This is a genomic window from Microbacterium ureisolvens (genome assembly GCF_015278315.1).
GTDB classification, from domain to species: Bacteria; Actinomycetota; Actinomycetes; order Actinomycetales; family Microbacteriaceae; genus Microbacterium; species Microbacterium ureisolvens.
The window spans coordinates 23,666-36,865 of sequence record NZ_JADIJE010000014.1 but is presented as its reverse complement, the minus strand read 5'-3'; the positions used below and the strand labels follow the sequence as shown (position 1 = coordinate 36,865).

Genomic DNA, 13,200 nt, shown 5'->3' with positions numbered 1-13,200 from the left:
GGGGGCGGGGTCAGTCGTCGAAGACGTTCCAGCAGATGGCGCTGCGCAGCCGCTGGTCGTCGAGCACGAGGTCCCGGATCTCACCGGGCAGCTGCGCGCGCTGCCAGTCGCGCTCGCGCAGGCGCGCGGCATCCGCTTCGTCCGGAGGGACGGATGCCGCCGCCGCCCTGATCGCATAGGCCGCAGCCCCGAGCTCATGGGCGGCGACGTGGGCCACGGCCACGGACTGGCCGGCGGCCAGGGCGGCGAACCGAGCCGGATCGGGCAGTCCCTTGCCCGCGGCGTTCGCGACGAACGCGCGCTGGTGCGCCTGCTTCATCGGCACCTCGCCGCGGATCCACGCGCGCCCGAGCTCGATCGTGTCGCGGACGCTCGTGTCGCCGGGACGCTCGGCCTCGAACAGCGGCATGACGCGATCGGCGCAGATCGCCGCCCATTCCGCCAGCAGGTGATGGTGCTCGTCGGTGAGCGTGCCCCCGCGCCGGATCGTGATGAAGCGGGGATCGCGCTGGGCGGGGAGGATCGGCATGACGCCACCCTGGCACACCCGACACCCCCGATGCGGGTCCGACGTCGGCGACTGACCCTAGGCTCGGACGCATGCCCGTGACGACGCGCCGCATGCAGGACATGACCATCGACGACCACACCCTCACCGTGCCGCTGGTGTGGAGAGATCCGGCCGACGCCCGCACGATCGACGTCCACGCCGCCGTGGTCACCCGCGAGGGCGGCGAGAGCCTGCCGTACCTCGTGTTCCTCCAGGGTGGCCCCGGCCACGAGGCGCCCCGGGCCTTCCACTCGCCGTCCGGGCCGCCGTGGCTCGACGCCGCGCTCGAGCACTACCGGGTCGTCCTCCTCGACCAGCGCGGCACCGGTCGATCGACACCGGTGTCCGACCGCGATCTCGAGCGCGGCACCGCCGAGCTGGCCGAGTACATCACGCACCTGCGCGCCGACTCGATCGTGCGCGACGGCGAGGCCCTGCGCGCCGAGCTCGGGGCCGACAGATGGAGCGTGCTGGGGCAGTCCTTCGGCGGGTTCACGACCCTGTCCTATCTGTCGACGGATGCCGCATCCCTCGAGCACGTCTACATCACAGGCGGTCTCAGCGCGGTGGGGCGGCATCCCGACGATGTCTACGCGCTCACGTACGACAAGATGCGCGACGCCTCCGAGCGGTACTACCGGCGCTTTCCCGCCCACCGGGACGCGATGCGCCGCATCGTCGACCTGGCCGATGCCGGCGAGATCGTGCTGCCGGGCGGCGAGGTGGCGTCGGTGTCGCGCGTCCGCTCCGCGGGGTCGGCGCTCGGCAGCAACGACGGCTGGCAGACCCTGTGGCGCCTGCTCGAACTCGACCCGCACTCCAACGCGTTCCGGCACGACCTCGCCGCTGCGATGCCGTTCGACGCGCGCAACCCGCTGTACCTCGCCTTCCACGAGTCCAGCTATGCCGACGGGCACGCGACGCTGTGGTCGGCCGAGCGCACCGAGCCCGACGACTTCCGCGCCGACCCGACGCTCTTCACCGGCGAACACGTGCGGCGCGAGTGGCTCGACACCGTGCCGACGCTGCAGCCGTGGCGCGACGTGACGCTGGCGCTCGCCGGCTTCGAGTGGCCCCGCCTGTACGACGCCGATGCGATCGCGGCCTCCGATGCCCGCGGGGCGATGTCGGTGTACGTCAACGATGTGTACGTGCCGTTCGAGTTCGCCATGGAGACCGCGCGGCTGATCCCCGGCGTCACGCCGTGGATCACCAGCGAGCACGAGCACAACGGCCTGCGCTCCGCCGGCGACGTGCTCGAGCGCCTGATCGACATCGCTCACGGCCGCCGCGTGCGCTGACGCAGAAGAGGACGGATGCCGCGGCCCGCGGCATCCGTCCTCTTCTGTCGTGCGGTGCGCTCAGCCCTCGAGCGTCACCGTGTCGATCGTCACCGCCGCGATCCCCGGGTGGTCGCTGAAGACGCCGTCCATGCCGGCGGCGATGTACGCCTTCAGCTCGCCGTCGAGGTCGCCGTAGGCGTTCGGGTCGGCGCTGGAGCGGAAGTCCACCGGGAGGAACTGGTTCTCGGCGCGGAACGTCCAGCCGTGCACCGACAGCCCCGCCGCGTGCGCGTCGGCGATGACCGGCGTGGGCGTGCCGAGGCGGCCGTCGGCGGTGCGCGGGATCATCACGGACTTCTCCAGGCCCACGCCGTCGGCGTAGCTCGCGATCTCGGCGAGGCCGGCGGGGGTCACCAGATCCTTGTAGGTGCGCGTGTCGCCCGCGAGGGTGAAGTCGTACGGGCGCCCCGAGTTGCTGATGAGCTGCGCGAGGGTGACGTCGGTCAGCTGGTCGAGGTCGCGGAGGTTCGCGGTCTCGAAGCTCTGCACGATCACCGGCGCGTCGGCGCGGTCGAGGCCGTTGACCTGCAGGGCCTGGACGAGCGGCTCCTCCATCGACAGCCCGATCGAATCGAAGTACGACGGATGCTTCGTCTCGGGGTACACGCCGACGGCGCGGCCGTCGCAACTGATCGAGTGGCGCGCGAGATCCATGACCTCGTCGAGCGTCGGGATGACGTACAGGCCGTCGAACGCCGTGTTGGCAGGACGCGTCTGCGGCAGTCGCTCCTTGGCGCGCAGCGTCCGCAGCTCGGCGAACGTGAAGTCCTCCGTGAACCAGCCCGTGATCGAGACGCCGTCGATGACCTTCGTGGCCTTGCGCGCGGCGAACTCGGGGCGGGTCGCGACATCCGTCGTGCCGCTGATCTCGTTCTCGTGGCGGGCGACGAGCACGCCGTCCTTGGTCGACACGACGTCGGGCTCGATGTAGTCGGCGCACTGCACGATCGCCGCCTCGTACGCCGCGAGCGTGTGCTCGGGGCGCGATCCGCTGGCGCCGCGGTGGCCGATCAGGCTCACCGTCGACGGCTCGATCTTCGTCTTGTCGAGGTCGATGATCGCGAATTCCGTGTCGTCGGGCGTGCCCGGGATGCGGGCATCGTTGCCGGGGTAGTTGTTGTCGTTGCCGATCAGCAGGCTGCCGTCCTTCAGCTGCACGACGGTCTCGAACGACTGCACGGGCAGCGAGTAGATCTCGCCGGTGCCGTAGCCGTCGCCCGCCCCGATGCCGTGCGGATTGGCGATGCGCAGCGCGTCGAGCACGAGAGTCTTCTCGAGGTAGCCCTCGGCCTCGGCGCGGCGGAGGTCGACCTGGTACACGCGCTTGGCGACGGACTGCTCGCCCTCGAAGTCGTCGCGCTCGATGAGGATCAGCACGTTGTTGCGTACGGTGAACGCGTCGCCGATGACGTTCGGCTCCTGATCGGTCTGATAGCTCCAGGTGCGGCCGGTGTACTGGCCCGAGCGCGTGTCGAACTCGAGGATCTCGCGGCGGCGGAGGTCGGAGTCGTCGGCGTACGAGCCCTCGACGATCGGATAGAGGTAGCGGCCGTTGACCGACGCGGCCATCGCCTCGAACCCGCGGCTGGCGCGCACGCGCGGCGTCTCGCCCGGCTGCAGGTAGGGGTTCTGCGGCGACTTGGCGCCGTCGAGCGCGTACGGCTTCTCCAGGAGCGTGCCCTCGGCGTCGAAGTGGAGCAGGAACGGACCGAACTCCTCACCGACCCAGAACGTGCCGTCCTTCGCCTTGACGACCGACTCGATGTCGAAGTCCCCACCCGTGAGGAGCCGCTCGGCGGTGCCCTCGTTCACGATGGGGAAGTCCAGCACGTTGTTGCGGTCGTTGTAGGAGATGAAACGCTCGATCGCGATCTCGCCGGCGCCGCCGTCGGCGGTCTGCCAGGCGGGGCGCACGAGGTAGTTGCGCAGGAGGAAGTCGGCCGAGTTGCCCTTGCTGCCGAAGCCGTTGTCGGGCTGCGCCCAGAACGTGCCGTCACCGTTGTCGATGGCGGCCGAGAATCCGGGGATGACCTGGCCGTCCCAGGGGCCGGTGCGGCCGTTGGCCGAGCTCGCGAGTGCGCCGGACGCCGGACCCGGCTCGAGGTGATCGGCCGACAGCGTCGCCCGCGCGACGAGCGTCGGCACGTGGGTCTGCACGTAGGGCGAGTTCGACGCGCTGGGCGCGGCGGCGAGCGGCTGCGCCGAGGCGGCGGCGGTGGGGAGGAGCGCGACGGCGGTGACCGTCGCGGCTGCTGCGGCGACGAGGCGCGGCAGGACGCGTCGTGTGGGGATTCGACTCATGGCACCGACGCAATCGGGAGCGACCAGCCGCGCGCTGACCGGCCGTCGACCGCCGTGAGACCAGTCGGTGAACGGGCGGCGAGCGGAGCGTGAGAACGCGTTAACGTGCCGTCGCCCGGTACAACGGCGCTCAGATCGCCGCGAGCAGCGCGGCCAGCGGCGGCGGCACGCGGTCGAGAGGAACGGCCTCGGCGAGCAGCCGCGCGTAGCGGGCCTTGTTGCCGCTACGCCCACCGAAGAACCGCGCCAGCTGGGCTTCGGGAGGCCGGTCGCGCTGGAAGGGCTGTCGCTGAAGGCTCCGGAACGAGCTCAGCTCGCCCTGCTCCGCGATGACCGTCTCGACGCCGGAGATGCCCAGCGCCCGGACGAACTCGGCCTCGAGGTCGGGGTCGCACACGAACACGGTGTCGAGCACCCGTTCGAAGTCGGCGCGCTCGCCGCGGTCGACGAGTCCGAGCAGTCGTGCGCCAGACAGCTCGGCCGCCGCGCGGCGGGCGCCCTTGGAGCCTCCGACGACCCGCACCTCCGGCATCCGTATCCCCATCCGCTCCGCCAGCGTGACCAGCGCGATGCGATCGCTCTCGCCCTCGACCAGCACGACGGTCATGCGCACTTCCATTCCCTTGACCCTCACACTGTGTCATCGTCGAGCGTGGTCTCCACCATGTACACCATCGGAGAGTTCGCCGCGCTGGGGCGCGTGAGCGTCAGGATGCTCCGGCATTACGACGCGATCGGCCTGCTCGTCCCGGCCGATGTCGACGATCGCACCGGTTATCGCCGCTACGCACCCGCACAGCTGTCACCGCTGCTGCGGATCGCGCAGCTGCGCGACCTCGGCTGCGGCCTCGACGACGCCGCGGAGGTGCTGCGGTCCGACGACGAGAGGGCGGTGCTGAAGCGGGTGCTGGAACGGCGACGGCTCGACCTCGTCGCATCCCTCACCGCGGATCGCGCGCGCCTCGCCCGGCTCGACGAAGAGCTCCGCCACATCGAAGGAGAACCCAGCATGACCACCATCGAGTACCGCCGACTGGAGCCGGTCACCGTGTATGCGGCATCCGGAATCGTGGCCGGCGGAGAAGACGTCCCGGCGACCATCGACCGGATCCTCCCCCCGCTGCACGACGCGCTCGAGTCGTCGGGCGTCGACTACCGGGAACCGGGGACGTTCTGGTACGAGTCGATCCCCGACACCGAGGACATGCGCGTCTGGGTCTCGTGGATCGCCGGCGGCGACCCCGTGCCCGGCGACAGCTGGCAGATCGTCGAACTGCCCGGTGCCGAGCGTGCGGCGGTGACGCAGTACCGCGGCGACATGGCCGGCATCGGCGCGGCCTGGAACCAGTTCATGCAGGCGGTGGTCGCCGACGGGGCCACCTTCTCGGGTCCGTGCCGCGAGGTGTATCTCGAGGTCGAGCCGCTTCCCCAGTCCGAGTGGCTGACGGAGCTGCAGCAGCCGGTCGCCTGAGGACACTGACACGGGCAAGGACGATCTCATGGAATCGGGCCCGGGCTGACATCGGGTGTCTCCTCGTCTTGCGCGAGGCCAGGCGCTAGCCCCCGGACGATTGACACCATAGACATCCGATGTTTAGGTGGGACTTCGCGAGCGCGAGGGTCGCCGCGCGGAAGAGGAATCATGCTCGAAGGCATCCACCCGCTGCTCACCGGTGAGCTGCTCTGGCATCTCGATGCCATGGGACATTCCGATGCGGTCGTCGTGGCGGACGCCCACTTCCCCGCCGCCGCCCTCGGTCGCAGGACCGTCGTCCTTCCCGGAACCACCTGCGTGGAGGTCGTCGCGGCCATCCGTACGGTGGTCCCGCTCGACGACACCCCCGCTCTCGACCTGATGAGGTCTGCCGACGGCCGCACGCTGGAGGTGCAGCGACAGCTGATGGAGGCTGCGGGGACGGATGCCGATGCCACACGCTTCGTCGATCGCTTCGAGTACTACGACCTCGCGCGAGAAGCGTTCGTGGTCGTCCGCACCGGAGAGACCCGGCAGTACGGCAACGCTCTGCTCCGGAAGGGCCTTGTGGCACCCGAGCCCGGCGCATGAGGCCGCAGACCGCACACCGCGGCTTCCGTGCCTGCGCCTGAACACGACGATGCCCCGGGCACCATATCCCGGGGCATCGTCGCGGTAGATCACCGGTCGCCGGTGAACGCGTCCTTCACGTCATCGCCGGCCTTCTTCATCTTGGCGCCGAACTGCTCGCCTTGACCTTCGGCCTGCAGGCGCTCGTTGTCGGTCGCGTCACCGACCGCCTCCTTCGCCTTGCCCTTCGCGTCCTCGAGGTTGTGCTTGATGTCATCGTCCAGACCCATGGGGGTCTCCTCTCTCGTGGTGGATAGGTTTCGGGTCAGTCGTCAGACCCGCTCGTCGCCGAAGCCCGCGCGGTCGACGCGGCGGTGGTAGCGCATGCCCGCCATGCCGCCGAGGATCGCCGCGACGAGCGTGATGACCGCCGCGCCGATCGCCGTGAGGATGCTCGTGACGGTGACCGTCTCGGGCGTCACCGGGATGCGGGGGAAGATGTCGACGTTGGCGAGGATGTCCCACTGGCTGCCGGCGATGGCCGTGATGGCGGCCACGATGATGGCGATCACGATCGCCCACAGCCAGACGGCGAGACCCTGCTTCCATCCGCTCAGCCGGGCCATGCGTCCGGCGACATATCCGCCGGCGAAGTACGCGACGAACAGGACCAGGCCGATGGCGATCGCCCCGATGACCGTGGCCGCGCCCATGTTCTGGTTGGCGGCGTCGACGGCGTCTTCGACGGTCTCGGGCGACGTGAGTCCGGTCGCGGCGCCGATGGCGGCCACGACCGCGGTCAGCGCGACGAGCGCGCCGAGGGCGGTGAGCCAGCCGAAGAAGGCGGCCCCGAACTTGAAGCCTCCGAAGCGCTCGCGTTCGCGACTGAGGACGTCCTGGCGAAGCGACGCGTCGTAGCGGTCCGCCACGCCGTCGCGGTCGACGTCGGCCGCAGCCCGGGGCGTGGTCACCGTCGCCGGTCGAGGAGCGGTCACCGGTCGGGTCGGCTCGGTGCCGCGGGTGTCATCCGTGCTCATGCCGAGACGCTATTCGCAACCTGCCGCCCAGCCAGCAGGGTTGCGGATCGACGGTCACAGGCGTAATCTCCGCCGCCCCGCAGGCGTCTCCCGACGTCCGCCGACAGGGTCGTGGCGAGCGTCCGCGTCGGCGTCACGTCGGCGCCGCGCGGGAGCAGAATGGCCCTATGGACGCTCTCGCCCCGACCCTGCGCACCGAGATGCCACCGCCGAGCTACATCATGTCGGCGGAGGGCTACCAGATCGCGACATACTCCTGGGGCGAGCCCGATGCCGACCCGGTGCTGTGCGTGCACGGGTTCGCGTCGAGCTGTCGCGACAACTGGGTCGAGACCGGCTGGGTGCGCGCGCTGACCGGCGCGGGCTACCGCGTGATCGGCGTCGATCAGCGCGGGCACGGCGCGAGCGACAAGCCGTACGACCCCCACGCGTACTCGATGGGCGCCTTCGTGGGCGACCTCATCGCGGTCCTCGACACCTACCTCGTCGACGCCGTCCGCTACGTCGGCTACTCGCTCGGCGCCCGCGTCGGCTGGCAGCTCGCGGTGGACGCCCCGGAGCACGTGAGCCGGGCGGTGCTCGGCGGCATCCCCGACGGTCGCCCGCTCGGCCGTCTGCGCATCGAGCAGGCCCGGGCGTATGCCGAGCAAGGTATACCGGTGGAGGACAAGGTCACCCACAACTACGTGACCCTCGCCGAACGCGTGGCGACGAACGACCTGCGCGCACTCATCGCGCTGGCCGAGGGCATGCGGTTCGGCGACGCCGACCCCGATCCGGAGCGACCGCCGGTACAGCCGGTGCTGTTCGCCACCGGTTCCGAGGACGCGATCCTCGAGCGTTCCCGCGTGCTCGCAGGCAGTGCCCCCAACGGCACGTTCGTCGAGATACCGGGCCGCCACCACTTCAACACCCCGGGCTCGCGGGCGTTCCGCGAGGCTGCCGCGGAGTTCCTCGGCGCGAACGGGGTCGAGCCGTGACCCACCGGATCCGCGTCGTCTACTGCACGCAATGCGCGTGGATGCTCCGTGCGGCATGGGTCGCGCAGGAGCTGCTGACGACGTTCCAGGACGAGCTCATGGGCGGAGGTGCCACCCTCGAGCCCGGCACCGGCGGCATCTTCGAGGTGTACGCCGACGACGAGCTCGTCTGGTCGCGCAAGGCCGACGGCGGCTTCCCCGACATCGTGGCGCTGAAGCGTCGGGTGCGCGACCGCATCGCCCCCGGCCGCGTGCTCGGTCACGCCGACCGCGCCGCCGCTCCGCCCGCACAGCCCTGATCGCCCGCACGACAGCGGGGCGCGGCATCCGTCATCACGAACGGATGCCGCGCCCCGTGGTGCGTCGGCTGCACCGGGCGATCAAGCGACGGCGGTCGCGACCAGCTCGGTGATCTTCTTCTCGACGGCGGGCGTCCACTTCAGCACGGCGAAGCCCGTCGGCCAGAAGTCGCCGTCGTCGAGGTGGGCGGGCTCGTCGAAATTCACGGTGGCGTAGCGCGTCTTGAACTTCGAGGCCGGCTGGGTGAACACGACGACCTTGCCGTCCGCGTTCGCGTAGGCGGGGAAGCCGTAGAAGGTCTTCGGCACGAGGTCCGGTGCCGTCGCCGACACGACCTTGTGCAGACCCTCCGCGATCTCCTTGTCGGTGCCGTCGAGCTTGGCGATCGCCTCGAGCACCTGCTTGGTGCCCGCCTCGCGGCTCTTTCCCGCCTTCGCCTGGGCGCGCAGTTCCTTCGCCCTCGCCTTGACCGCCTCCCGCTCCTCCTCGGTGAGTCCGTCCGATGTGGTCCTGCCCGCCATGATGGCCTCCTTCACGATCCGGGGCTCTGCGCCCTCCTGGTCCCCACGCTAGGACCGTCGCCGCGCGGGCGCTTCTCCATTCCTGCTGCAATCGCGCGCGGCCGAGGTGCGCCCGGCGCCGGGGACGACGCAGGGCGAGGCATCCGCCCCGCCCCTGGTCGGCCGCTCGCGTCAGTCGAACTGCATCACGATGCGACCGTCGATCCGGCCCTGCTCCATCCGCTCGAAGATGTCGTTGATGTCGTCGATCGACTCGACCGCGACGGTCGGGTGGATGAGGCCGCGCGCGTAGAAGTCGAGGGCCTCGATCATGTCCTGGCGGGTGCCGACGATCGAGCCGCGGATCGTGATCGCGCGCAGGACGATGTCGAAGATGTCGGCGGGGAAGTCGCCCGGGGGCAGGCCGTTGAACACGATCGTCGCACCCCGGCGCGCGACGCCCAGCGCCTGGCCGAACGCCTGCGGATGCACCGCCGTGACGAGAACGCCGTGCGCCCCGCCGGTCCGCTCCTGGACCACCGAGGCCGGATCCTGGGTGCGGGCGTTGACGGTGACCTCTGCGCCGTGCGTGCGGGCGAGCTCGAGCTTCGCGTCGTCGATGTCGACTGCCGCCACCCGCAGGCCCATCGCCCGGGCGTACTGCACCGCGATGTGGCCGAGGCCGCCGATTCCCGAGATGACGACCCACTCTCCCGGGCGGGCTTCGGTCATCTTGAGGCCCTTGTAGACCGTGACCCCCGCGCAGAGGATGGGGGCGACCTCGATCGGGTCGGCTCCCTCCGGGATGCGGGCGGCGAAGCGCTCGTCGACGAGCATGTACTCGCCGAAGCTGCCATCCACCGAGTAGCCGCCGTTCTGCTGGTCGGGACACAGCGTCTCCCAGCCGGTGCGGCAGAACTCGCAGAGGCCGCACGCACTCCACAGCCACGCGTTGCCGACGAGGTCGCCGACCGCGAGCGTCGTGACCCCCTCGCCGAGCGCCACGACGCGGCCGTAGCCCTCGTGTCCCGGGATGAGGTCCTGCTTGGGCGCCACCGGCCAGTCGCCCCGTGCGGCGTGGAGGTCGGTGTGGCAGACGCCCGAGGTGAGGACCTTGACCAGGGCCTGGCCGGGGCCGGGCGACGGGATGGGCACGTCGCGTACTTCGAGAGGCCGGTCGGGCGCGGTGACCACCGCGGCGCGCATCGTCCCCGTGGGGGCGGCGCCGCCGTGTGCTGCGTGCGAGTCGGTCAGGATCGTCATCGATATCACTTCCCTGGGGCGGGCGTTCGCCGCCTCTGTCTTCGACGCTACGCCGCGGCACGTTGCACCACGTTGCGCGGCCGGGCCGCGGCATCCGCCGTCTTGAACGCCGCCGCGCGCGCATCTAGCGTGAGGTGTCACCCGACCCACAGGAGCGTCCATGACCTCGTCCGCCGCCGACCGGATGCACGCGATCTCGGCCGATACGCGCCACACCGTCGAAGACGTGCTCGAGTACGCGCGCCGGCGCGCGCTGTACGAGGACGTGCCCCTCGACAAGCCGCTGACGCCGCGCGACCTCGAGCGACTCGCGTCCGGCTCGATCACGCCGGAGGGCATCGGCTCGCGCCGCGCGATCGCCCTCTTCGAGAACGTCCTCGCCCCGGCCTGCGTGTCGACGGACCACCCCGGCTACCTGTCGTTCATCCCCTCCGCCCCGAGCAAGGCCTCGCTCGCCTTCGACGTGGTGGTCTCGGCATCCGCCATCTACGGCGGCTCGTGGATGGAGGGCGCGGGGGCGGTCTACGCCGAGAACGAGGTGCTGCACTGGCTCGCGCGCGAGTTCGGCATGCCCGCGGGCTCCGGCGGGGTCTTCGTGCAGGGCGGCACCATCGGCAACCTCTCGGCCCTGGTGACGGCTCGGGATGCCGCGCGCCGCCGCGCCGCCGAAGAGGGGCGCACCCCGCCGTCGCGGTGGGTGGTGGTCTGCAGCGCCGAGGCGCACTCGTCGATCGCGTCGGCGGCCGCGGTGATGGACGTGGACGTCGCGACGGCCGACGTCGACGAGAACGGGCGCCTCCACGGCGAGGCCGTCGCGCGGGTGCTCGACGAGCACGGCGACGCGGTGTTCGCGGTCGTGGCGACGGGCGGCACGACGAACTTCGGCATCGTGGACGACATCGCGGGGGTCGGCGCGGTCGCGCGGGAGCGCGGCGTGTGGTTCCACGTCGACGGCGCCTACGGACTGGCCGCGATGCTCGTGGAGCGCATGCGACCGGCGTTCGCCGGCGTCGAGCTCGCCGACTCGCTCATCGTCGACCCGCACAAGTGGCTGTTCGCGCCCTTCGACGCGTGCGCGCTCATCTACCGCGAGCCCGCGCTGGCGCTGTCGGCGCACACGCAGAAGGCCGAGTACCTCGACACCATCACCGGCAAGCCGGACTGGAACCCGTCCGACCTCGCGATCCAGCTCACCCGCCGGGCGCGCGGCCTGCCGCTGTGGTTCTCGCTGGCGACCCACGGCACCGCGCAGTACCGCGCCACGATCGAGTACGGCATCGACCTCGCGCGGCGCATCGCCGACGAGATCGAGCAGCGCGACGGGCTGTCGCTCGTGCGCGACCCGCAGCTGTCGGTGGTGGTGTTCCGCCGCGAGGGCTGGACGCTCGCGGACTACGAGGCGTGGTCGGACCGCCTCCTCGAGGAGCAGCACGCCTTCGTCGTGCCGAGCTCTCACGCCGATGAGCCCGTGCTGCGCTTCGCGATCATCTCGCCGCTGACGACCTTCGAGCTCCTCACCGCGATCCTCGACACCCTGGTCTGAGGCATCCGCTGTCCGCGCATCCTCCGCCGGCGCTCGCCGGAGAGGGCGCGGGCGCGGAGGACGGATGCCACGACCACGACGCACGCCGGGACGACGGCGGATGCCGCGACCACGGCCGCCGGAAGCTCTCAGCCGGGACGCACGTAGACTGGAGGCATCCGTTCTCAGTCCTGAGAACCAGCCGCCCCGCAGGATCACCGTGACCACAGCCGAATCCCGCACGTTCGCCGTGCGCCACGTGCAGCTCGCACGTGCTGCCTTCGCGGCGCTCGCGGCACTCATGATCACGTTCTCGCCCGACCACTCCGCGGCCGTGGGCGGCGCGGTCTTCAGCGGCTTCGCGATCGCCACCGGGCTGGTCCTGCTGCTGTCGGTGTGGCTCGTCTACCCGGCCGGCAGGCGCTGGCCCGCCGCCGCCCTCGGCGGCGTCACGGTCGTCGCGGGCATGGCGGGCGGCCTGTACCCGCTGCGCACCGTCGCGGGGTTCTTCATCATCGTGACCGCCTGGGCGCTCGTGAGCGGGCTGCTCGAGCTCATCGGCGGCTGGCGCGGTCTGACGGCCGGCCGCGGGCGCCGCGAGATCGCACCCGGCGTCGCCGACGCGCGACCGCCGGTGCCGGTGGGTCCCCGGTCGGAGAGCCGCGACGCCGTCGTCGTCGGCGTCATCACGCTGCTGCTGGGCATCGCGCTGCTGTTCGTCCAGCCCGCGTACGCCCTCGACTACACGATCGAAGAGGCGCACCAGACGTTCACCCTCACCGGCGTCACGATCGGCGTCGGACTGTTCGGCGGCTACGCCGCGATCATCGCGGTCTACCTCGGCATCGCCGGCTTCTCGCCGCGCGCCGCGACCGCCGACGCGGACGCACCCGCGCTCGCCGATGCGGACGCGCCCGCGACCGCCGACCCCACACCGCAGAAGGACTCCGCGTGAGCCACGAAAGCCCCACCCGCCGCGACCTGATGAAGCCCCTGCAGCTGCTGGGCCTCGCCTTCGGCGCCGCCCTGTTCGCGGGGATCGTGACGCTCGTGTCGATGGGCTTCTTCCAGCAGCGCACCGCCGAGGAGGCTCAGCGGGCCGTCGTCACCGCGCTCGTCATCGCCGGCATCAGCTTCATCGCGGTGCTGCTCATCGTGTCGCTGCTGCTCCTCGCCGTCGACCCCGCCCAGGTCGCGAAGCAGATCGACAAGCCGGTGCTGTTCGACGACGAGGCCGGCGCAGCAGAGCGGGGCGAGAATCCGGATGCCGCGGCATCCGGTGACCGCAAGGCCTGACCCCGCCGCGATCAGCGTCGACCGGCGTCGACCGGCGTCGCGACTGCGTTCGGGGCGTTTCGTC

At 71.2% G+C, this 13,200-nt stretch carries 15 protein-coding genes; 8 read left to right on the top strand and 7 right to left on the bottom strand.

Going from position 1 to position 13,200, the window contains the following annotated elements; all coding sequences use genetic code 11:
* Positions 1–10 precede the first annotated feature (10 nt).
* Positions 11–529 carry a putative immunity protein gene (locus IM767_RS17800; protein WP_109208683.1) on the bottom strand — a complete coding sequence of 173 codons (519 nt, stop codon included), beginning with the start codon at positions 527–529 and terminating at the stop codon, positions 11–13.
* A gap of 71 nt (positions 530–600) precedes the next feature.
* Here IM767_RS17800 and IM767_RS17795 point away from each other — a divergent pair, with 71 nt between their 5' ends.
* Positions 601–1,851 carry an alpha/beta fold hydrolase gene (locus tag IM767_RS17795; RefSeq protein ID WP_109208682.1) on the top strand — a complete coding sequence of 417 codons (1,251 nt, stop codon included), beginning with the start codon at positions 601–603 and terminating at the stop codon, positions 1,849–1,851.
* Between the two features lie 60 nt (positions 1,852–1,911).
* On the opposite strand, the gene IM767_RS17790 is transcribed toward IM767_RS17795, so the two are convergent.
* The gene (locus IM767_RS17790; protein ID WP_109208681.1) at positions 1,912–4,194 is read right to left on the bottom strand and encodes an esterase-like activity of phytase family protein; all 2,283 of its coding nucleotides are present in this window, start codon (positions 4,192–4,194) and stop codon (positions 1,912–1,914) included.
* 130 nt (positions 4,195–4,324) lie between these two features.
* Entirely contained in the window at positions 4,325–4,801 is a 477-nt protein-coding gene (locus IM767_RS17785) for an ATP-dependent endonuclease (RefSeq protein ID WP_239453093.1), read from the bottom strand.
* Between the two features lie 30 nt (positions 4,802–4,831).
* Here IM767_RS17785 and IM767_RS17780 point away from each other — a divergent pair, with 30 nt between their 5' ends.
* Both IM767_RS17780 and IM767_RS17775 read left to right on the top strand, forming a co-directional pair.
* Complete coding sequence (locus tag IM767_RS17780) at positions 4,832–5,665, top strand: MerR family transcriptional regulator (RefSeq protein ID WP_239453091.1); 834 nt, start codon at positions 4,832–4,834, stop codon at positions 5,663–5,665.
* A 171-nt stretch (positions 5,666–5,836) separates the two neighbouring features.
* A complete protein-coding gene (locus tag IM767_RS17775; protein ID WP_109208679.1) occupies positions 5,837–6,259 on the top strand; it encodes an RbsD/FucU family protein in 423 nt (140 codons plus the stop codon).
* An 89-nt stretch (positions 6,260–6,348) separates the two neighbouring features.
* On the opposite strand, the gene IM767_RS17770 is transcribed toward IM767_RS17775, so the two are convergent.
* A complete protein-coding gene (locus tag IM767_RS17770; RefSeq protein WP_109208678.1) occupies positions 6,349–6,528 on the bottom strand; it encodes a CsbD family protein in 180 nt (59 codons plus the stop codon).
* A 42-nt stretch (positions 6,529–6,570) separates the two neighbouring features.
* A complete protein-coding gene (locus IM767_RS17765) occupies positions 6,571–7,275 on the bottom strand; it encodes a hypothetical protein (RefSeq protein WP_194398925.1) in 705 nt (234 codons plus the stop codon).
* A gap of 167 nt (positions 7,276–7,442) precedes the next feature.
* Between IM767_RS17765 and IM767_RS17760 the strand changes: the two genes are divergently transcribed.
* Entirely contained in the window at positions 7,443–8,255 is an 813-nt protein-coding gene (locus IM767_RS17760; RefSeq protein ID WP_109208677.1) for an alpha/beta fold hydrolase, read from the top strand.
* Positions 8,252–8,554 carry an Rdx family protein gene (locus IM767_RS17755; RefSeq protein ID WP_109208676.1) on the top strand — a complete coding sequence of 101 codons (303 nt, stop codon included), beginning with the start codon at positions 8,252–8,254 and terminating at the stop codon, positions 8,552–8,554. Before IM767_RS17760 ends, IM767_RS17755 begins: the two co-directional genes overlap by 4 nt.
* Positions 8,555–8,635: 81 nt before the next feature.
* On the opposite strand, the gene IM767_RS17750 is transcribed toward IM767_RS17755, so the two are convergent.
* Together IM767_RS17750 and adhP are read right to left on the bottom strand one after the other, a co-directional pair.
* On the bottom strand, positions 8,636–9,076 hold the full coding sequence (locus IM767_RS17750) for a hypothetical protein (RefSeq protein WP_109208675.1): 441 nt from the start codon (positions 9,074–9,076) through the stop codon (positions 8,636–8,638).
* A 171-nt stretch (positions 9,077–9,247) separates the two neighbouring features.
* On the bottom strand, positions 9,248–10,318 hold the full coding sequence (gene adhP / locus IM767_RS17745; protein WP_239453089.1) for an alcohol dehydrogenase AdhP: 1,071 nt from the start codon (positions 10,316–10,318) through the stop codon (positions 9,248–9,250).
* Between the two features lie 160 nt (positions 10,319–10,478).
* On the opposite strand from adhP, the gene IM767_RS17740 reads away from it, so the two are divergent.
* From IM767_RS17740 to IM767_RS17730, 3 genes are all read left to right on the top strand, one after another.
* Positions 10,479–11,861 (top strand): pyridoxal phosphate-dependent decarboxylase family protein, encoded by a 1,383-nt coding sequence (locus IM767_RS17740; RefSeq protein WP_109208674.1) that lies wholly within the window; start codon positions 10,479–10,481, stop codon positions 11,859–11,861.
* A gap of 199 nt (positions 11,862–12,060) precedes the next feature.
* Positions 12,061–12,795, top strand: a complete 735-nt coding sequence (locus IM767_RS17735) for an acyl-CoA synthetase (RefSeq protein WP_109208673.1) — start codon at positions 12,061–12,063, stop codon at positions 12,793–12,795.
* A complete protein-coding gene (locus tag IM767_RS17730) occupies positions 12,792–13,136 on the top strand; it encodes an amino acid transporter (protein ID WP_109208672.1) in 345 nt (114 codons plus the stop codon). The genes IM767_RS17735 and IM767_RS17730 overlap by 4 nt, the downstream gene beginning before the upstream one ends.
* Positions 13,137–13,200 lie beyond the last annotated feature (64 nt).

Excerpts from the sequence above, each read along its gene's own strand:
- IM767_RS17800 (WP_109208683.1), bottom strand. The coding sequence starts at position 529 with ATGCCGATCCTCCCCGCCCAGCGCGATCCCCGCTTCATCACGATCCGG.
- IM767_RS17795 (WP_109208682.1), top strand. The coding sequence starts at position 601 with ATGCCCGTGACGACGCGCCGCATGCAGGACATGACCATCGACGACCAC.
- IM767_RS17790 (WP_109208681.1), bottom strand. The coding sequence starts at position 4,194 with ATGAGTCGAATCCCCACACGACGCGTCCTGCCGCGCCTCGTCGCCGCA.
- IM767_RS17785 (WP_239453093.1), bottom strand. The coding sequence starts at position 4,801 with ATGACCGTCGTGCTGGTCGAGGGCGAGAGCGATCGCATCGCGCTGGTC.
- IM767_RS17775 (WP_109208679.1), top strand. The coding sequence starts at position 5,837 with ATGCTCGAAGGCATCCACCCGCTGCTCACCGGTGAGCTGCTCTGGCAT.
- IM767_RS17770 (WP_109208678.1), bottom strand. The coding sequence starts at position 6,528 with ATGGGTCTGGACGATGACATCAAGCACAACCTCGAGGACGCGAAGGGC.
- IM767_RS17765 (WP_194398925.1), bottom strand. The coding sequence starts at position 7,275 with ATGAGCACGGATGACACCCGCGGCACCGAGCCGACCCGACCGGTGACC.
- IM767_RS17760 (WP_109208677.1), top strand. The coding sequence starts at position 7,443 with ATGGACGCTCTCGCCCCGACCCTGCGCACCGAGATGCCACCGCCGAGC.
- IM767_RS17750 (WP_109208675.1), bottom strand. The coding sequence starts at position 9,076 with ATGGCGGGCAGGACCACATCGGACGGACTCACCGAGGAGGAGCGGGAG.
- adhP (WP_239453089.1), bottom strand. The coding sequence starts at position 10,318 with ATGACGATCCTGACCGACTCGCACGCAGCACACGGCGGCGCCGCCCCC.
- IM767_RS17740 (WP_109208674.1), top strand. The coding sequence starts at position 10,479 with ATGACCTCGTCCGCCGCCGACCGGATGCACGCGATCTCGGCCGATACG.